Origin of the sequence: Roseateles subflavus (assembly GCF_030285365.1) — a bacterium.
Lineage (GTDB): Bacteria > Pseudomonadota > Gammaproteobacteria > Burkholderiales > Burkholderiaceae_C > Roseateles_B > Roseateles_B subflavus.
Genome location: NZ_JASVDS010000002.1, coordinates 800,963 through 820,053 on the forward strand (window position 1 = coordinate 800,963; position 19,091 = coordinate 820,053).

Consider the following 19,091-nt stretch of genomic DNA (forward strand, 5'->3'; position numbering starts at 1 on the left):
TACCTTGAGGATGGTCTCGCCAGGCGGCCGGCGTTACATTGTTTCCAGCCCGGTGAGGCAGCCCCTCGCCGGGGCCTCCGTTCACCACCGGCGCAGGGGGAATGATGGAGAACGCAACGATGTCGATGCTGATGGGTGCCCTGGGCGGTCTGCTGCTGGGGCTCGTGGGGGCCGGCCTGTGGGCCTGGCAGAGCCAGAAGGCGCTGACGCAGCGCCTGGCCCAGGTGGACGCCGCGCGCCAGCAGCTCACCCAGCAGAACACCGCGGCCCGCCGCCAGATCGAGCAGCTGCAAAAGGAGCTCTCCGGCATGCGCCTGGCCGATGAGCGCGCCCATCACCGCGTCGTGCATCACGAACCCCTGCCCGACACCGGTGACAGCGTCACGCCCGAGCTGCTGCCCGAGGACGAGCCCGAGCGCCCCAACGACGGCTTCGCGCCCACCCAGCTGCTCAACCGCGGCTGAGATCGCCGGGCCGGGAGGCCTGTGTTGCCGTGCGTGCCGCGCTGCACGCCGGCCTGTGCCCGATCCACTCGGGATCGCTTCGTCACACCGCGGTGCTGCCACTCGCCGTACCATCGAGCCGCCCCATCGCCTGATCCTGCCGGATCCCGCCTGAAGCCCCTGGACGCGCCGCGCTCAGGGTTCTCCCCGGTCTGTCGCCGCTGGGACAGGAGGGGCGCCAGGGGTCTGCCTAGAATCGAACGATCGTTCTATTTCTGCGGCGCCATGACTCGCATGACGGTCGCCGCAGCCCTCCACTGCACAAGGAAGGAAGCCCGCCCATGAGTGCCAGCTACGAGGTCCACGGCGCCGTTGCCGTGATCACCCTGAACAACCCGCCGGTCAACGGCCTGGGCTATGCCACGCGCCGGGCGGTGGCCGAAGGCATCGACCAGGCGGAGGCGGACGCCGCCATCAAGGCCGTGGTCATCACCGGCGCCGGCAAGGCCTTCTCCGGCGGCGCCGACATCCGCGAGTTCGGCAGTCCCAAGGCGCTGGCCGAGCCCAATCTGCACTCGCTGATCGCCAAGGTCGAGGCCTGCAGCAAGCCGGTGATCGCGGCCATCCACACCGTCTGCATGGGCGGCGGGCTGGAGCTCTCGCTGGGCTGCCACTACCGCGTCGCGGCACCGGGCGCCAAGATCGCGCTGCCCGAGGTCAAGATCGGCCTGCTGCCGGGGGCCGGCGGGACGCAGCGCCTGCCGCGCGCGCTGGGCGTCGAGCCCGCGCTGAACATGATCGTCAGCGGCGAGGCCGTCGAGAGCCAGCTGCTGGCGATGGTCCCGGGCCAGAAGCTCTTCGACAAGATCACCGGCAGCGATGTGCTGGGCGACGCGCTCGCGTTCGCCGAGACCGTCATTGCCAAGCACGCGGACGGCAGCCCGCTGCCCCGCGTGCGCGACCTCAAGGCCCGCCATGCCGAGCCGGACGCCTACTTCCAGTTCGCCCGCAACATGGTCGCGGCCCAGGCGAAGAATTTCCCGGCGCCGCTGCGCTGCCTGGAGGCCGTGGCCGCCTCGGCATACAAGCCCTTCGACGAGGGCCTCAAGGCCGAGCGCGAGGGCTTCCTCGCGCTCATGATGACGCCGGAGTCCAAGGCCCTGCGCCACGCCTTCTTCGCCGAGCGCGCCACCAGCAAGATCCCCGACGTGCCCGAGGACACGCCCAAGCGCGAGATCAAGAAGGTCGCGGTGATTGGCGCCGGCACCATGGGCGGCGGCATCAGCATGAACTTCCTGAATGCCGGCATCCCGGTGGTCCTCCTCGAGATGAAGCAGGAGGCCCTGGACCGCGGCATCGCCACGATCCGCAAGAACTACGAGGCCCAGGTCAAGAAGGGCAAGCTCAAGGAAGACAAGTACCAGCAGCGCATGGCCCTGCTGAGCACCACGCTGAGCTACGCCGAGATCGGCGATGCCGACCTGGTGATCGAGGCGGTCTTCGAGGACCTCGGCGTCAAGCAGCAGGTCTTCGAGCAGCTCGACGCGGTGATGAAGCCCGGCGCGATCCTCGCGTCCAACACCTCGACGCTGGACGTCAACCGCATCGCCGCCTTCACGCGGCGTCCCGAGGACGTCATCGGCATGCACTTCTTCAGCCCGGCCAATGTGATGAAGCTGCTGGAGGTCGTGCGCGGCGCGAAGACGGCCAAGGACGTGCTCGCCACCGTGATGGCGCTGGGCAAGACCATCCGCAAGACCTGCGTGGTCTCGGGCGTGTGCGACGGTTTCATCGGCAACCGCATGATCGAGCAGTACAGCCGCCAGGCCGGCTTCCTGCTGGAGGAGGGCTGCACGCCGCAGCAGGTGGACAAGGCCGTCGAGAAGTTCGGCTTCGCGATGGGCCCCTTCCGCATGGGCGACCTCGCCGGCAACGACGTGGGCTGGTACATCCGCAAGCGCCGCTACCAGGAGAAGCCGCATCTGCGCTACTCGATGACGGCCGACCTGCTGTGCGAGATGGGCCGCTTCGGTCAGAAGACCGGGGCCGGCTGGTACGACTACGCCGCCGGCAAGCGCGATGCGATTCCCTCGCCGGTCGTCGTGGAGATGATCGAGCAGCACCGGGCCGCGCAAGGCATCACGCCGCGCAAGATCAGCGACGAGGAGATCGTCCACCGCCTCGTGTTCTCGCTGGTCAACGAGGCCGCGCACATCCTGGAGGAGGGCATCGCCCTGCGCGCCTCCGACATCGACATGGTCTACCTTACCGGCTACGGCTTCCCGCTGTGGCGCGGCGGCCCCATGTGCTATGCCGACACCGTCGGCCTCTACAACGTGGTCGAGGCCATGAAGCGCTTCGCCCGCAATCCGCTCGACGATGCCAGCTTCTGGCAGCCCGCGCCGCTGATCCAGCGCCTCGTGGCCGAAGGCAAGTCATTCACCGAGTGAGCGAGGACGTTCCATCATGAGTCAAGCACTGATTGTTTCCACCGCCCGCACGGCCCTGACCAAGAGCTGGAAGGGCGCCTTCAACATGACCCATGGCGCCACGCTGGGCGGGCATGTGGTCCAGGCGGCCGTCGAGCGCGCGGGCGTCGCGCCCGATGCCATTGAGGATGTGCTGATGGGCTGCGCCTTCCCCGAAGGCGCCACGGGCAACAACATCGCCCGGCAGATCGCGCTGCGTGCCGGCCTGCCGGTCAGCGTCGCCGGCCTGACCGTCAACCGCTTCTGCTCCAGCGGCCTGCAGACCATCGCCATGGCCGCGCAGCGCATCATCGCCGGCGAGGGCGATGTCTACGTGGCCGGCGGGGTGGAGAGCATCTCCTGCGTGCAGCAGGAAATGAACAAGCACATGATCCGCGAGAGCTGGCTGGCCAAGCACAAGCCCGAGATCTACTGGAGCATGCTCGAGACCGCCGAGACCGTGGCCAAGCGCTACGGCATCTCCCGCGAGCGCATGGACCACTACGGTGCGTCCAGCCAGCAGAAGGCCTGCGCGGCGCAGGCGGCGGGTCTCTTCAAGGACGAGATCGCACCCCTGACCGTCACCGCGGGCGTCGTCGACAAGGTCCAGGGCCTGATGACGCGCGAAGTGACCGTCAGCGCCGACGAGGGCCTGCGCGAGGGCACGACCTACGAGGGCATCAAGGACCTGCGCTCGGCCATGCCTGGCGGCGTGGTGAGCGCCGGCAATGCGAGCCAGTTCTCGGACGGCGCGGGCGCCTGCGTGCTGGCCAGCGAGCGCTACGCCCAGCAGCATGGCCTGAAGCCGCTGGGGCGCTTCCTTGGCTTCGCCGTGGCCGGTTGCGAGCCCGATGAAATGGGCATCGGCCCGGTGTTCGCGATCCCCAAGGTGCTCCAGCGCCTGGGCCTCACGGTGCAGGACATCGACCTGTGGGAGCTCAACGAGGCCTTCGCCGTGCAGGTGCTCTACTGCGCCGACACGCTGGGCATCCCGATGGACCGCCTGAACGTCAATGGCGGCGCCATCGCGGTGGGGCATCCCTACGGCATGTCGGGCCAGCGCCTGACGGGCCACGCCCTGATCGAGGGCCGCCGTCGCGGCGCCAAGCGCGTGTGCGTCACCATGTGCATCGGCGGTGGCATGGGCGCTGCGGGCGTCTTCGAGGTGCTCTGACGCCCCGCCCGGGCGGCGCCATGCGGGCGCCGCCCTTGTCTTGACCACCCCGGCCCGGAGCTGCCATGGAACTGGACCTCGCCACGCTGCAGGGCTTCATCGCCCGTTCCCCCTTCATGGTCGAGCTGGGCGTGCAGGCCGTGGCGGTGGAGGCCGGCCGCGTGCGCACCCGCCTGGACATCCGCGAGGCCCTGCGCCAGCACACGGGCCTCGTGCATGCGGGCGTGCTGGCCTCGCTGGCCGACCACAGCATGGGCTCCGCGGCGCAGACCCTGGCCCCCGAGGGGCAGTGGGTGCTGACGGCCGAGCTCAAGACCAGCCTGCTGCGAGGTGCACGCGGCCAGTGGCTGGCGTGCGAGGCGTGGGTGCTCAAGGCGGGTCGCCAGCTGAGCTTCACCGAGGCCGAGGTGCATGCGGTGGACGGCGATACGCGCACCCTCGTGATGAAGGCCTCGGCCACCATGGCGCTCACGGCCGCCTGAGCCGGCGCCGCAACGATTGCTGGAGATCGCCATGCGCGACACCCTCGACTTCCTGCTCCACGACTGGCTCAAGTCCGAATCGCTGAACCAGCGCGAGCGCTTCGCGGACCACAGCCGCGAGACCTTCGACGCGGTGCTGGACACCTGCGAGCGCATCGCCCGCGAGAAGTTCGCCCCCGTCAACCGCCTGGTCGATGTGCAGGAGCCGCATTTCGACGGCGAGCGCGTGCACCTGCCCGAGGCCACGCGCGAGGCGCTGGACGCCTACGTCGAGTCCGGCATGCTCAGCGCGGCGCAGGACTATGCGCACGGCGGCATGCAGCTGCCCTGCACGGTGGAGATGGCCGCGAATGCCTTCTTCAGCAAGGCCAGCGTGGCCCTGGGCGGCTACGCCATGCTCACCAACGGCAATGCCAATCTGCTGATGGCGCACGGCACCGAGCGGCAGCGTGAGGTCTTTGCGAAGGCCGAGTTCGAGGGCCGGTGGTTTGGCACCATGTGCCTGTCGGAGCCGCAGGCGGGCTCCTCGCTGTCCGACGTGGCGACGCGCGCCGAGCCCGATGGCGCCGACTTCGAGGCCGACGCCCTCGGCCCGCGCTACCGCCTGCGCGGCCACAAGATGTGGATCTCCGGCGGTGAGCACGAGCTGCGCGAGAACATCATCCACCTCGTGCTGGCCAAGATCCCCGGTCCCGACGGCAAGCTGCCGCCCGGCGTGCGGGGCATCTCACTGTTCATCGTGCCCAAGTGGCTGGTGGGCGCCGACGGGCGGCTCACGGGCGAGCGCAACGACGTCGTGCTGGCCGGGCTCAACCACAAGCTGGGCTATCGCGGCACCACCAACTGCCTGCTGAACTTCGGCGAGGGCCGGCATGCGCCGCGTGGGCAGGGCGGGGCCGTCGGCTATCGCGTCGGGGCGCCGGGCGAGGGCCTCAAGGCCATGTTCCACATGATGAACGAGGCCCGCATCGGCGTGGGCCTGGGCGCCACCATGCTCGGCTATGCGGGCTACGAGGCCAGCCTCGCCTACGCGCGCCAGCGCCCGCAGGGCCGCCCGATGACGGCGGCGGGCAAGGACGCGGCGTCGCCGCAGCGGCCCATCATCGAGCACGCGGACGTCAAACGCATGCTGCTGGCGCAGAAGAGCTACGTCGAGGGCGCGCTGGCGCTGGAGCTGTTCTGCGCGCGCCTGGTCGATGAGCATCACACCGCCGAGCCCGAGGGCGCCGCGCGTGCGCGCCTGCTGCTCGAGGTGCTGATCCCGATTGCGAAGAGCTGGCCGAGCGAGTGGTGCCTGGAGGCCAATTCGCTGGCGATCCAGGTGCTGGGCGGCTACGGCTACACGCGCGACTTCCCGGTGGAGCAGTACTGGCGCGACAACCGCCTGAACATGATCCATGAGGGCACGCACGGCATCCAGGCGCTGGACCTGCTGGGCCGCAAGGTGGTGATGGAAGGCGGCGCGGCGCTGATGGCGCTGGCGCAGCGCATCAACGAGACCATCACGGCGGCCGGCCAGGTGCCAGGTCTTGCCGAAGCGGCGAACCAGCTCGCGCAGGCGCTGGCGCAGGTCGGGGCCGCCACCAAGGCCGCCTGGTCCACGGGCGAGCCCGAGGCCGCGCTGGCCAATGCCACGCCCTATCTCCAGGCCTTCGGCCACACCGTGCTGGCCTGGATCTGGCTGGACGTGGTGCTGGCGCTCCGGGCCGACGATGGCAGCGACTTCGCGCAGGGCAAGCGCGCGGCGCAGCGCTACTTCTTCGCCTACGAGCTGCCCCGCATCAGCGCCTGGCTGGCCGTGGTGCAGCGCCGCGAGGCGCTGTGCCGCGACATGCAGGACGCCTGGTTCTGACCCGACCCCATTCGAGACTTCAAGGAGACACGCCATGAGCACCAAGGTGCAGGACCTGTTCGACCTCAGCGGCCAGGTGGCCCTGGTCACCGGCGGATCGCGCGGCCTCGGCCTGCAGATCGCTGAAAGCCTGGGCGAGGCCGGCGCGAAGGTCATGCTCAGCTCGCGCAAGGCCAAGGACCTGGAGGAGGCCGTGGCCCACCTGCAGGCCCGCGGCATCGACGCGCGCTGGATCGCCGCGGACGCCGCCGACGAGACCCAGGCCCGCGGCATCGTCGAGCAGACGATGGAGCGCCTCGGCCAGATCGACATCCTCGTGAACAACGCCGGCGCCACCTGGGGCGCCCCGGCCGAGGAGCATCCGCTGGAGGCCTGGGACAAGGTGATGGACCTCAACATCCGCAGCCTCTTCGTGATGAGCCAGGCCGTGGCCCAGGCCAGCATGATTCCGCGCCGCAGCGGCCGCATCATCAACGTGGCCTCCATCGCCGGGCTGGGCGGGAATCCGTCGATGATGAAGACGATCGCCTACAACACCAGCAAGGGCGCGGCCGTGAACTTCACGCGGGCGCTGGCCGGCGAGTGGGGGCGCTACGGCATCACCGTCAACGCGCTGGCGCCGGGCTTCTTCCCCAGCAAGATGACGCAGGGCCTGCTGGCCGCCATGGGCGAGGACAAGCTCGCCGAGGCCGCTCCGCTGCGCCGCCTGGGCGACGAGGAGGACCTCAAGGGCGCCGCCCTGCTGTTCGCCTCGCGGGCCGGCAAGCACATCACCGGCCAGGTGCTCGCGGTGGACGGCGGCGTGTCGGCCATCCACGGGGCCTGAGGGCGCGTGGCAGCTAGACTCGCCCCATGAAACGCACGCCCCCGCTGTCCTTTCCCGTCCGCATCCCCTTCGTCGAGCAGCTCGGCTTCGAGCTGCACAGCCTGGGCGACGGCCGTGCGGAGCTGCGGGTCGACATCCGCGAGAGCCATCTCAACTCCTGGGAGGTGGCCCACGGCGGCGTGCTGATGAGCCTGCTGGACGTGGCCATGGCGCACGCCGCGCGCAGCATCCACCTGCATCAGGAGGGCATGGGGCCGGGTGTCGTCACCATCGAGATGAAGACCAGCTTCATGCGCCCCGCCGAGGGCGAGCTGCGGGCGGTGGGCGAGCTGCTGCACCACACCGCCACGATGGCCTTCTGCGAGGGCCGGGTGCTGGGCGAGGACGGCCGGCTCTGCGCCCACGCCACCGCCACCTTCAAGTACCTGCGCGCGCTGCCCGGCCAGGGGCGGCAGCTGAAGGCGCTGCAGCGGCGCGAGGCGGAGTGAGCGCCGTGCCGCGACCGCCGGCCTGAACGCCGGCGGGGCGGGGCGCTCAGCGCTCCGCGGGCGTCGTGCCGAGCGCCGGCCACGGGGAGACCAGCTCCAGCACATGCCGGCGCTCGATCGTGGCGCGGGCCCAGTCGCGGCCCTGGTGCTGGTCAAGCAGGCGGCGGAAGCTGCCGTCCTGGCGGGCCATCTGCAGCCCGCGCTGCAGGCGCTGCAGCAGGGGGCGTTTGTCCTGGCGCGTCATGAAGTACACGGGCAGCGCGTAGTGCAGCGCCAGATGCGGCTCCACCATCAGATCGTCCCGCCCCTCGAAGTTCGCCAGTTCGGCGAAGGCTTCCGTCACGCCGCGCTGCAGGTAGTCGAAGCGACGGGCGCGCAGCATGCCGAGCAGGGCCTCCGTGCCAGGGCCGGCGATCACGGGCAGCTGGTTGGCCTCGAACACGGCCATGTCCGCCCACTGGCGGCCGAAGCCGCCCGTGAGGCGGCGCAACTGGGCCACGGTCGTGATGCGGGCGAAGGCCGGGGCGTCCTCCCGGCGGATCACCAGCAGGCGGTAGCCCAGGCGGCCGGCATGCAAGTCGATGGGCAGGGCGGCGAACTCCGCCATCCGGGCCGGCGTCGGCGGCAGGTAGACGAGGTCCACCTCGCCTGTGCGCAGCAGCTCCAGGCAGCGGTCCTGGGACGGGTCCGGCCCCGGCGCATGGCGTACCAGCGCGACCGGCTCGCCGCCCTGGGCGGTCTTCTCCAGGATCAGGCGGGTGAGCGCGAGGCGGTAGTCGTAGCGCGGCGATTCCGTCTGGCACAGGCGCAGCGGCTGCGCCTCGCCCCGACACAGGGCCAGGCCCAACAGCAGGCCGAGCCCTGCACGCAGGAGCCGGCGTCGGATCAGGACGGAGCGCAACACGGCGCGCAGTCTATGCCATCCCCGTGACGGTGCGCCGCCTGGGGGGCCACCGACTCAGAAGCTTTCCCACTCGTCCGTGACAGGCGTCGCGGGGCGGGGGGGCGGTGCCGGGCTGGCCGGTGCCGCGCGGGTCGGGGCGATGCGGGACGGGCTCAAGGCGGGGCTGCGCGCGGGCACGGGCACGGGCGCGAAGGGCTCGTGGCGGGCTCCCTGGCGTGGCGCCGGGACCCCGCCGGCGGCCTGCAGGCGGAAGAAGGCGACGACGTCCAGCAATTGGGCCGACTGCGTCTTCAGGCTTTCGGCCGCGGCGGCACTCTCCTCGACCAGGGCCGCGTTCTGCTGCGTCACGCGGTCCATCTGCGTGACGGCCTCGCTGACCTGGCCGATGCCGGTGCTCTGCTCGCGGCTCGCGGCGCTGATCCGGCCGACGATGTCCGTCACGCCGCGGATGGCGCTGACGACCTCGTCCATCGTGCTGCCCGCACGATCGACCAGCTGCGAGCCGTGCTCCACGCGCTCGACGCTGGTGGCGATCAGGGACTTGATCTCGCGGGCGGCCTCGGCGCTGCGCTGGGCGAGCGATCGCACCTCGCCCGCCACGACGGCGAAGCCGCGGCCCTGCTCGCCGGCGCGGGCGGCTTCCACGGCCGCGTTCAGGGCGAGGATGTTGGTCTGGAAGGCAATGCCGTCGATCACGCCGATGATGTCGGCGATGCGGCGCGAGCTCTCGTTGATGCCCCGCATGGTCTGGACGACCTCGGCCACCACGCCGCCGCCGCGCTGCGCGACCTCGGACGCCGAGAGGGCCAGCTGGTTGGCCTGCTGGGCGCTGTCGGCGTTGTTGCGCACGGTCGAGCCCAGCTCGTCCATCGTGGCGGCCGTCTGCTCCAGGGCGCTCGCCTGCTGCTCGGTGCGCTGGCTCAGGTCGGCATTGCCCGAGGCGATCTCGGCGCTGCCCGTGGCCACGGCCTCGGCATTGGTCCGCACGGTGTGCACGATGCCGCCCAGCGCGTCCTGCATCGCCTGGAGGGACTGCATCACGGTGGACAGCTCGTCGGGCCGCTCGTCGCGGACGGCGCGGGTGAAGTCGCCGTCGCGGATGCGCTCGGCGATCTCGCTCAGCTGGCGGACGCGCAGCCGCAGCGTGCGGGCGATGTACAGCGCCATGGCCAGCATGGCCATGACCACGCCCAAGGCGACGGCACCGAAGACCCAGCGCGCGCTGCTGGCGTTGTGCTTGATGAGCTGCAGCTCCTGCTGGAGCTGGGCTTCCTGGTACTGCACCGTGCCCCCGATGGCCTGCAGCAGGACGTTGCGGGCGGGAATGGTCTGCTCGACCAGGTAGGCGAAGGCCTCCGGCATCTGGCCGGCCTCGATCAGCGCCATATTGCCTTGCTCGACCTTGCCGAAGCCCTCGGCGGCCTGCAGCACGGCCTGGAAGCGCTGGCGCTCCGGCTCCGTGCGCAGGCCCTGGCCGTAGGCCTGGAGCAGCCGGGCGATGTTGCCCTTGAGCCGCTGGATGTCCTGCAGCGTGGCGCTGCGTTCCTGCGGCGTGCGGGAGAGCAGGGTGTGCCGCAGCTGCAGCGAGAGCCGCGTGACCTCCAGCTGCAGCTGCGCCATGTTCTGCAGCTGCGGGAAGCGGGCGACCTCCGCCTGGTGCGCCGCATCCTCCAGCGCGCCCAGCTGGCTTGAGGTGTGCAGCGCGGCACCGAGCAGGGCAAGCGTCAGGGCCGCCACCGTGACGAGGAGGCGGCCGGTGAGCCCGAGGCGCGGGGCATTGGCGTGAGACATGGATCTTCCTTTCAACCGTGTGGCGCGGAACCGCTGGCTCGCCGTTGCGTCGCCGTCTGTGGCACGGCGCGGGGCGGAGGTTGAACGGGTACTGCGGGGAACCGGAAACGACGGCGCGCGGGGCGCCCTGGATGGGAACGTCCGGCCGCGCACGCACGGCCGGACCGAAGCGGGGAGGTCAGCTCAGAAGCTCTCCCATTCGTCCGTGACGGGCGCGCTGCGGCGGGGCTCGCTGGCCGGGCTGGGCGCGGCCGTCGCCCTCGGCGCGACGGCCGGGGCGGGCTCGGGGCGTGCCGCGACACTCGCTTTCGGTGCCGCCACGGGCGTGCGCGCCGGCGTGGACACGTACGCGCTCGTGGCGCGCGAGGACGGCGGCGGCGCGGCCTTGCCAGGGCTGGCGCTGCGGTGCGTGCCGCCGGCCCCCGCCTGCAGGCGGAAGAAGGCGACCACATCCAGCAGCTGGGCCGACTGCGTCTTCAGGCTTTCGGCCGCGGCCGCGCTTTCCTCGACCAGGGCCGCGTTCTGCTGCGTCACGCGGTCCATCTGCGTGACGGCCTCGGTGACCTGGCCGATGCCGGTGCTCTGCTCGCGGCTGGCGGCGCTGATCTCGCCGACGATGTCCGTCACGCGGCGGATGGCCCCCACGACCTCGTCCATCGTCGAGCCGGCCCGGTCGACCAGCAGCGTGCCGTGCTCGACGCGCTCGACGCTGGTGGTGATCAGGGACTTGATCTCCTTCGCGGCCTCGGCACTGCGCTGCGCCAGGTTGCGCACCTCGCCGGCCACGACCGCAAAGCCGCGGCCCTGCTCGCCGGCGCGGGCCGCTTCCACGGCGGCATTCAGCGCGAGGATATTGGTCTGGAAGGCGATGCCGTCGATGACGCCGATGATGTCGGCGATGCGGCGCGAGCTGTCGTTGATGCCCTTCATGGTCTCGACGACCTCGGCCACCACGCTGCCGCCGCGCTGGGCGACGTCGGAGGCGGAGAGGGCCAGCTGGTTGGCCTGCTGGGCATTGTCGGCGTTGTTGCGCACCGTCGAACCCAGCTGGTCCATCGTGGCGGCGGTCTGCTCCAAGGCGCTGGCCTGCTCCTCGGTGCGCTGGCTCAGGTCCGAGTTGCCCGTCGCGATCTGGGCGCTGCCGGTGGCCACGCTCTCGGCGTTGGCGCGCACCGTGTGCACGACGCCCATCAGTTTGCTGCGCATGTCCTCCAGGGCGGTCGTCAGCTGGGCCACCTCGTCGCGACCCTGGGCGCTGAGGCTGACGGTCATGTCGCCCTCGCTCATGGCGCTGGCGGCATCCACCGCCTTCTTCAGGCCCTGGCTGACCTGGCGCGAGAGGAGGGTGGCCATCACCGCGGCACCCAGCAGGCTCAGCACCAGCAGCACGATCGTGAGGTTGCGGCTGTGCTCGTAGTCGGCCACACCCTCGGCGGCCAGCTTCTCGGCGTAGTCTTCCTTGTGCTTGGTCAGTGCGGTCAGCTGGTTGTCAAAGGCATTGACCTGGGGCACGTAGACCTCGAACAGGTACTTCTGCGCATCCTCGGCGTCACCCCCCTCGGCGAGCTTGCCCTCCAGCACTGCCAGGGCGGACTCCCATTTCGCCATCAGTTCCTTGGTCTTCGCGACTTCCGCCCTGCCCTTGTCCGTGAAGAACAAGGGCATGGCCTCGTTCAGCTCGTCCTTCATCGTCTTGAGGTTTTTCTTGACGGCCTCGCGAGCCGCCGCGCGCTTGTCGGCCGTGGGAGCCAGCAGCACGTCGCGGACATCCCGCGCGATGTAGATGAGGTCGATGTTGGCCTCCTTCACGCTGGAGATCGCCATGAGCTCCTGCGCATACATCAGGCGCCCGTTTTCCGCCACCGTGCCGAGGCTGCGCAGGGCCATGGCTCCAACCATCACCCCCAGCAGCGCCACGGCCAGCATGGCGCCCATCAGGCGCGTCCCGATCCGGAAATTCGTCAGTTGCATGATCTCTCCTGCGCTCGGGCACGCCGGCCCCTGCCGCCGTGCCCGAGCGCATCGTTCACCCCGTACTTTCCCTTGTTCCCCGGCGGCGTTGCAACCGTTTTCCATGCAAACAGATACGAACGACCGTTCGTTTTTGTCGCCACCGAGACGGGCTTCACGAATGCGCCATGATTCAATCCCGGCCATCGGTGTCCCAACAGGTACACGAAACTTACAGAGAGAGAGTGAGGAAGCCATGAGCATCAACCGTCAGATCCATCTGGTCTCCCGTCCTGCCGGCGAGCCCACCGCCGACAACTTCCGCCTCGTCGAAGCCCCGCTGCCGGCGGTGCAGGACGGCCAGGTGCTGGTCCGCAACCACTACCTGAGCCTCGACCCCTACATGCGCGGCCGCATGAACGACAGCAAGAGCTACGCCGAGCCCCAGCCGCTGAACCAGGTCATGCTGGGCGGCACGGTGGGCGAGGTCGTGGAGTCGCGCAATCCGCACTTCAAGCCCGGCGACCAGGTCGTGGGCATGGGCGGCTGGCAGGAGTACCAGCTGGTCGATGCCAGCCAGCGCGGCGTGCTGCAGAAGGTCGACACCACGCACATCCCGCTGGCCGCCTACCTCGGCGCCGTCGGCATGCCCGGCGTGACCGCCTGGTACGGCCTCACCCAGATCATCAACCCCAAGGCGGGCGAGACGGTGGTGGTGAGCGCCGCCAGCGGCGCCGTGGGCACCGCCGTGGGCCAGCTGGCCAAGGCACGGGGCGCCCGCGCCGTGGGCATTGCGGGCGGTCCGGACAAGTGCCGCTACGTGGTCGAGGAACTGGGCTTCGACGCCTGCATCGACTACAAGGAGCACCGTGACCTGAAGTCGCTCTCCGCCGCGCTGAAGCAGGCCTGCCCGAACGGCATCGACGGCCACTTCGAGAACGTGGGCGGCATGATCCTCGACGCCGTGATGCTGCGCGCCAACGCCTTCAGCCGCATCGCCATGTGCGGGATGATCTCCGGCTACAACGGCGAGCCCATCCCCATGATGGCGCCGCAGCTGATCCTCGTGAACCGCATGAAGATCGAGGGCTTCATCGTCTCCGAGCACATGCAGCTGTGGCCCGAGGCCCTGAAGGAGCTCGGCATGATGGTCGCGACCGGCAAGCTCAAGTACCGCGAGACCATCGCTGAAGGGCTGGCCGCCGCGCCCGAGGCCTTCCTCGGCCTGCTCAAGGGCCGCAACTTCGGCAAGCAGCTCGTCAAGCTCGTCTGATGAGCGCGCTCGCCTGGTCCTGCCTGCCGCTGCAGGCGCTGGATGCCGAAGGCGTCTACGAGATGCTGGCGCTGCGCAACGAGGTCTTCGTCGTCGAGCAGCGCTGCCTCTACCAGGACACCGACGGCCGCGACCGCCACTGCCTGCACGTGATGGGCCGCGACGCCGCGGGCCGGCTGCTGGCCTACGCGCGCCTGCTGCCGCCGGGCCTCAAGGGGCCGCAGCAGCAGCGGGCCGCCATCGGCCGGGTGCTGACCGCGCCCGCGCTGCGCGGGCAGGGGCAGGGCCGTCCGCTGGTGCGCGAGGCGCTGCGCGAGTGCGAGCGGCGCTGGCCGGGCGTGGGGCAGGAACTCAGCGCCCAGGCGCACCTGCAGGACTTCTACGCCAGCCTCGGCTTCCGCGCCACCTCGCCGGTCTACGACGAGGACGGCATCCCCCACATCGACATGTGCCGCGACGCGGCCCCCTTGGAGTGACGCAGATGAAGCAGTACCAGGGCCGCACGGCCGTGATCACGGGTGCCGCCTCCGGCTTTGGGCTGGAGGTTGCCCGACTGGCCGCGCAGCGCGGCATGAACCTCGTGCTCTGCGACGTGCAGGCCGATGCCATGAGCCGGCTCCAGGCGGAGTTCGGCGCCCATCCGCTGCTGCTGCGCCAAGTGGACGTCGCCAAGGCGGACCAGATGCAGGCACTCGCAGAGGCCGTGCAGGCGCGCTTCGGCGCACCGCACTTCGTCTTCAACAACGCCGGCGTGGGCTCGGGCGGGCTCATCTGGGAGAACAGCCTCTCCGACTGGGAATGGGTGCTGGGCGTGAACCTCATGGGCGTGGTCCATGGCGTGCGCCTGTTCACGCCCCTGATGCTGGCCGCGGCCGAGGCGGATCCGTCCTTCGAGGGCCACATCGTCAACACGGCCTCGATGGCCGGCATGCTGAACCCGCCGAACATGGGCGTCTACAACGTCAGCAAGCACGCGGTGGTGAGCCTCAGCGAGACGCTCTATCAAGACCTGTCCCTCGTGACGGATCAGGTGCGCTGCTCGGTGCTGTGCCCCTACTTCGTGCCGACCGGCATCTCGCAGAGCCATCGCAACCGCACGCCGGACCATCCCATGGGCAAGCCCAGCCGCAGCCAGCTGGTGTCCCAGGCCATGACGGACAAGGCGGTGAGCGCCGGCAAGATCACGGCGGCCGACGTCGCGGCGATGGTCTTCCAGGCGATGGACGAGGATCGCTTCTACATCTTCAGCCATCCGCAGGCCCTGGGCGGCGTGCAGACCCGGCTGGAGGACGTCATGCAGCAGCGCAACCCGACCGACCCCTTCGCGGACAAGCCCGCCCTGCGCGAGCAGCTGGTGACGGCGCTGCGCAAGGCCTGAGCGGCGCCGTGGCGGCCGGGCGCACGGCACGCCGCGGGGCGCGCGCCGCTCACTTCTGGCACACTGCCGGCCCCGCCTGACCGAGTCCTGCCATGTCCACCCGCCCTGATTCCTCCTTGTCCGCCGTCGTCATCGGCGGCGGCCCCGCCGGCCTGATGGCTGCGGAGCGTCTGGCGGCCGCAGGCCTGTCGGTGGACCTCTACGACGCCATGCCCTCGGTGGGGCGCAAGTTCCTGCTGGCCGGCAAGGGCGGGCTGAATCTCACGCATTCCGAGGACCGCGAGGCCTTCGAGCAGCGCTTCGCCGAGCGCGCGCCGGACGTGCGCGCCTGGCTGGACCGGCTCGACGGCCCCGGGCTGCGGGCCTGGGCGGCCGACTTGGGGGTCGAGACCTTCGTCGGCAGCTCCGGCCGCGTCTTTCCTGCGGACATGAAGGCGGCGCCGCTGCTGCGCGCCTGGCTGCACCGCCTGCGCGCGGCCGGCGTGCGCTTCCACATGCGCCACCGCTGGCTGGGCTGGGACGCGCAGGGCGGCCTGCGCTTTGCCATGCCGGCGGGCGAGGTGACCCTCCCGGCACCCGGCGCCACCGTGCTCGCCCTGGGCGGCGCCTCCTGGCCGCAGCTGGGCTCGACCGGCGCCTGGGCCACGACGCTGGGCGAGGCGGGGGCGGACGTCGCGCCGCTGCGTCCGGCCAACTGCGGCTTCGACCTCGGCCCGCGCCGTGCGGGCGTGGACGAGTCCGGCTGGTCGTCCTTCTTCGTCGAGCGCTTCGCCGGCCAGCCGGTGAAGCCCGTGCGGCTGATCCTCGAGGGCCGCTCGGGCCGGCGCTTCGAGCGCCAGGGCGAGTTCGTGATCACCGCGAGCGGCATCGAGGGCTCGCTCGTCTACGCCGCCTCGGCCCTGCTGCGCGACGAGATCGCGGAGTTCGGCGAGGCCCTGCTGCACCTGGACCTGCTCCCCAACCACGACGACGCCCAGGTGCTGGCCGAGGTGCGCCGCCCGCGCGGCCCGCGTTCGCTGTCCACGCACCTCAAGAGTCGCCTGGGCATCGAGGGCCTGAAGGCGGCGCTGCTGTACGAGGTGCTGTCCAAGGAGGACGTGCAGGACGCCGACCGTCTGGCCCGCACGCTCAAGCGCCTGCCCCTGCGCCTGACGGCTGCCCGGCCGGTGGCCGAGGCCATCAGCACGGCAGGCGGGGTGCGGCTGGCGTCGCTCGATGCCGGCCTGATGCTGAGGCAGCGGCCGGGCGTGTTCTGCGCCGGCGAGATGCTGGACTGGGAGGCGCCCACCGGGGGCTATCTGCTCACCGCCAGCATGGCCAGCGGCTGGGTGGCGGGCGAGGGCGCCGCGGCCTACCTCCGGGCGCGCTGAGCCCCCTGCCGGGCGCTGCGAGCGGCGCGGCGCCCTTCCGGTGCCGATCGACTCGACGGTGAACGGCGATGCCGGTCTGACGGCGTCCCGCCCCTCCCCGCGAGTGCGTGCGGCCGCCGGACCTGCAAACGTTTGAAATCCTGGCCCTCGGACACCGACGAACCGGCATTGGCGTGACATCCTGGGCGCCCGTCTCGGCGACGCGGCGACAGCGTCTGATCCGGGTCATGGACGCGGTGCCCGGACATCCCTCACACCGGGGCGTCGTTCCGCGTCCCGCCGAGGCCTGCCGCAGGCGCTGTGGCACACTCGCGCGCTTCCAGCATTTTCCCTTCCAGACGTCTTGGACAAGATCCTGCTTCAGATTGCCGCCGAGCTGAACGTGCGCCCGGCCCAGGTCAACGCAGCCGTGGAGCTGCTCGATGGCGGTGCCACGGTGCCCTTCATCGCCCGCTACCGCAAGGAAGTCACCGACGGGCTGGATGACAGCCAGCTGCGTGAGCTGGAGTCCCGCCTGGGCTATCTGCGCGAGCTGGAGGACCGCCGCGGCGCGGTGCTCAAGAGCATCGAGGAGCAGGGCAAGCTGACGCCGGAGCTGCGGGCCGCCATCGAGGCCGCCCCGACCAAGCAGGAGCTGGAAGACCTCTACCTGCCCTACAAGCAGAAGCGCCGCACCAAGGGCATGATCGCCCGCGAGGCCGGCCTGGAACCGCTGGCCGACAGGCTCTTCGCCGATCCGTCCCTGGACCCGGCGGCCGAGGCGCAGGCCTTCATCAACGCCGACGCCGGCTTTGCCGATGCCTACGCGGTGCTGGACGGCGTCCGGGACCTGCTCTCCGAGCGCTGGGCCGAGGACGCCGTGCTGATCGGCAAGCTGCGCGAGTGGCTGTGGGAGGAGGGCCTGTTCAAGTCCAGGCTGATGGAAGGCAAGGACGAGAACAACGCCGACGTCGCCAAGTTCCGCGACTACTTCGACTACGCCGAGCCGATCAAGACCGTGCCCTCGCACCGCGCGCTGGCCGTGTTCCGTGGCCGCACGCAGGAGTTCCTCGACGCCAAGCTGGTGCTCGACGAGGAGATCCTGCCCGGCCAGCCCTCGCTCGCCGAGGGCCGCATTGCGCGCCACCTGGGCTGGAGCCACGGCAAGCGGGCGTCTGACGAGCTGATCCGCAAGACCGTCGCCTGGACCTGGAAGGTCAAGCTGTCCATGAGCCTGGAGCGCGACCTGTTCTCGCGGCTGCGCGAGGAGGCGGAGAAGGTGGCCATCAAGGTCTTCGCCGAGAATCTGCGCGACCTGCTGCTGGCCGCGCCGGCCGGCAAGCGCGTGGTGATGGGCCTGGACCCGGGCATCCGCACCGGCGTGAAGGTCGCCGTGGTGAGCGACACCGGCCGCGTGCTGGACACCTCCACGGTCTACCCGCATGAGCCGCGCAAGGACTGGGAAGGCTCGATCCACACCCTGGGCCGCCTGTGCGCCACACATGGCGTGAACCTCATCGCCATCGGCAATGGCACGGCCTCGCGTGAGACGGACAAGCTGGCCGCCGACCTCATCAAGCGCATCCAGCAGCTGGCCCCCGGCACCCACATCGAGAAGGTCGTGGTGAGCGAGGCCGGCGCCTCGGTCTACTCGGCCTCCGAGTTCGCCTCCAAGGAGCTGCCGGAGCTGGACGTGAGCCTGCGCGGCGCCGTGTCCATCGCCCGCCGCCTGCAGGATCCGCTGGCCGAGCTGGTGAAGATCGACCCCAAGAGCATCGGCGTGGGCCAGTACCAGCACGATGTCAACCAGAGTGAGCTGGCGCGCACGCTGAACGCGGTGGTCGAGGACTGCGTGAACTCGGTCGGCGTGGACCTCAACACCGCCTCGGCGCCGCTGCTGTCGCGCGTCTCGGGCCTGTCGGCCACGGTGGCCGGCTCCATCGTGCGCTGGCGCGATGCCAACGGCGCCTTCCGCAACCGCCAGCAGCTGCTGGACGTCACGGGCCTCGGCCCCAAGACCTTCGAGCAGGCGGCGGGCTTCCTGCGCATCCGTGACGGCGACAACCCGCTGGACCTCTCCGGCGTGCACCCGGAAACCTACCCTGTGGTGCAGCGCATCCTCGCGCAGGTCGCCCGGCCGATCGCGGAGGTGATGGGCAAGTCCGACGTGATCCGCGCGCTGCGCCCAGAGGCCTTCGCCGACGAGCGCTTCGGCGCCATCACCGTCAAGGACATCCTGGCCGAGCTCGAAAAGCCCGGCCGCGATCCGCGCCCGGACTTCAAGGTGGCGCGCTTCAACGACGGCGTCGAGGACATCAAGGACCTGGCCGAGGGCATGATCCTCGAAGGCACCGTCTCCAACGTGGCGCAGTTCGGTGCCTTCGTGGACCTGGGCGTTCACCAGGACGGGCTGGTGCATGTGAGCCAGCTGTCCAGCAAGTTCGTCAACGATGCCCGCGAGGTGGTGAAGACCGGGGACATCGTCAAGGTCAAGGTGCTGGAGGTCGACCTCGCCCGCAAGCGCATCTCGCTGACCATGAAACTCGATGCCGCCGCGCCCCGCGGAGGATCCAAGCCGGACAACAGCTTCCGTCCGGCCGCCCGCAACGAGCGCCCGGGCCGTGCGGCCGCGCCGGCCGCCGCATCGGGCAATGCCATGGCCGCAGCCTTCGCCAAGCTGCAGGGCAAGCGCTGAGCCGACGCCCACCCGTCA

15 protein-coding genes are annotated in these 19,091 nt (G+C 70.6%); 12 read left to right on the forward strand and 3 right to left on the reverse strand.

Translation table 11 applies throughout. The features are described from left to right. Window positions 1–101 precede the first annotated feature (101 nt). The 7 genes from QRD43_RS09400 to QRD43_RS09430 all read left to right on the forward strand — a co-directional run bounded on the left by QRD43_RS09400 (window position 102) and on the right by QRD43_RS09430 (window position 7,733). Window positions 102–464: a hypothetical protein gene (locus QRD43_RS09400; protein ID WP_285982222.1), complete on the forward strand. Its 363-nt coding sequence runs from the start codon at window positions 102–104 to the stop codon at window positions 462–464. Window positions 465–784: 320 nt separating this feature from the next. After that, the gene (locus tag QRD43_RS09405; protein ID WP_285982223.1) at window positions 785–2,893 is read left to right on the forward strand and encodes a 3-hydroxyacyl-CoA dehydrogenase NAD-binding domain-containing protein; all 2,109 of its coding nucleotides are present in this window, start codon (window positions 785–787) and stop codon (window positions 2,891–2,893) included. 16 nt (window positions 2,894–2,909) lie between these two features. Then, window positions 2,910–4,085 (forward strand): acetyl-CoA C-acyltransferase, encoded by a 1,176-nt coding sequence (locus QRD43_RS09410; RefSeq protein WP_285982224.1) that lies wholly within the window; start codon window positions 2,910–2,912, stop codon window positions 4,083–4,085. A 65-nt stretch (window positions 4,086–4,150) separates the two neighbouring features. Beyond that, complete coding sequence (locus tag QRD43_RS09415; protein WP_285982225.1) at window positions 4,151–4,567, forward strand: PaaI family thioesterase; 417 nt, start codon at window positions 4,151–4,153, stop codon at window positions 4,565–4,567. A gap of 31 nt (window positions 4,568–4,598) precedes the next feature. Continuing rightward, window positions 4,599–6,419 (forward strand): acyl-CoA dehydrogenase, encoded by a 1,821-nt coding sequence (locus QRD43_RS09420; RefSeq protein ID WP_434063847.1) that lies wholly within the window; start codon window positions 4,599–4,601, stop codon window positions 6,417–6,419. A gap of 34 nt (window positions 6,420–6,453) precedes the next feature. Beyond that, complete coding sequence (locus QRD43_RS09425) at window positions 6,454–7,245, forward strand: SDR family oxidoreductase (RefSeq protein ID WP_285982226.1); 792 nt, start codon at window positions 6,454–6,456, stop codon at window positions 7,243–7,245. Between the two features lie 26 nt (window positions 7,246–7,271). Further along, window positions 7,272–7,733 (forward strand): PaaI family thioesterase, encoded by a 462-nt coding sequence (locus QRD43_RS09430; protein WP_285982227.1) that lies wholly within the window; start codon window positions 7,272–7,274, stop codon window positions 7,731–7,733. Window positions 7,734–7,779: 46 nt separating this feature from the next. Here QRD43_RS09430 and QRD43_RS09435 read toward each other — a convergent pair whose 3' ends face one another. The 3 genes from QRD43_RS09435 to QRD43_RS09445 all read right to left on the reverse strand — a co-directional run bounded on the left by QRD43_RS09435 (window position 7,780) and on the right by QRD43_RS09445 (window position 12,399). After that, entirely contained in the window at window positions 7,780–8,637 is an 858-nt protein-coding gene (locus tag QRD43_RS09435) for a substrate-binding periplasmic protein (RefSeq protein ID WP_285982228.1), read from the reverse strand. A 54-nt stretch (window positions 8,638–8,691) separates the two neighbouring features. Beyond that, window positions 8,692–10,428, reverse strand: coding sequence for a methyl-accepting chemotaxis protein (locus QRD43_RS09440; RefSeq protein ID WP_285982229.1), 1,737 nt, complete (start codon window positions 10,426–10,428; stop codon window positions 8,692–8,694). Between the two features lie 183 nt (window positions 10,429–10,611). Further along, entirely contained in the window at window positions 10,612–12,399 is a 1,788-nt protein-coding gene (locus tag QRD43_RS09445) for a methyl-accepting chemotaxis protein (RefSeq protein ID WP_285982230.1), read from the reverse strand. 235 nt (window positions 12,400–12,634) lie between these two features. Between QRD43_RS09445 and QRD43_RS09450 the strand changes: the two genes are divergently transcribed. From QRD43_RS09450 to QRD43_RS09470, 5 genes are all read left to right on the forward strand, one after another. Then, a complete protein-coding gene (locus QRD43_RS09450) occupies window positions 12,635–13,651 on the forward strand; it encodes an NADP-dependent oxidoreductase (RefSeq protein ID WP_285982231.1) in 1,017 nt (338 codons plus the stop codon). Then, window positions 13,651–14,127 carry a GNAT family N-acetyltransferase gene (locus QRD43_RS09455; protein WP_285982232.1) on the forward strand — a complete coding sequence of 159 codons (477 nt, stop codon included), beginning with the start codon at window positions 13,651–13,653 and terminating at the stop codon, window positions 14,125–14,127. The genes QRD43_RS09450 and QRD43_RS09455 overlap by 1 nt, the downstream gene beginning before the upstream one ends. Before the next feature lie 5 nt (window positions 14,128–14,132). Next, window positions 14,133–15,029 carry an SDR family oxidoreductase gene (locus QRD43_RS09460; RefSeq protein WP_285982233.1) on the forward strand — a complete coding sequence of 299 codons (897 nt, stop codon included), beginning with the start codon at window positions 14,133–14,135 and terminating at the stop codon, window positions 15,027–15,029. Between the two features lie 92 nt (window positions 15,030–15,121). Next, window positions 15,122–16,399 carry a BaiN/RdsA family NAD(P)/FAD-dependent oxidoreductase gene (locus QRD43_RS09465; protein ID WP_285982234.1) on the forward strand — a complete coding sequence of 426 codons (1,278 nt, stop codon included), beginning with the start codon at window positions 15,122–15,124 and terminating at the stop codon, window positions 16,397–16,399. A 343-nt stretch (window positions 16,400–16,742) separates the two neighbouring features. Next, window positions 16,743–19,073 carry a Tex family protein gene (locus QRD43_RS09470; protein WP_285982235.1) on the forward strand — a complete coding sequence of 777 codons (2,331 nt, stop codon included), beginning with the start codon at window positions 16,743–16,745 and terminating at the stop codon, window positions 19,071–19,073. The last annotated feature ends 18 nt before the right edge of the window (window positions 19,074–19,091 follow it).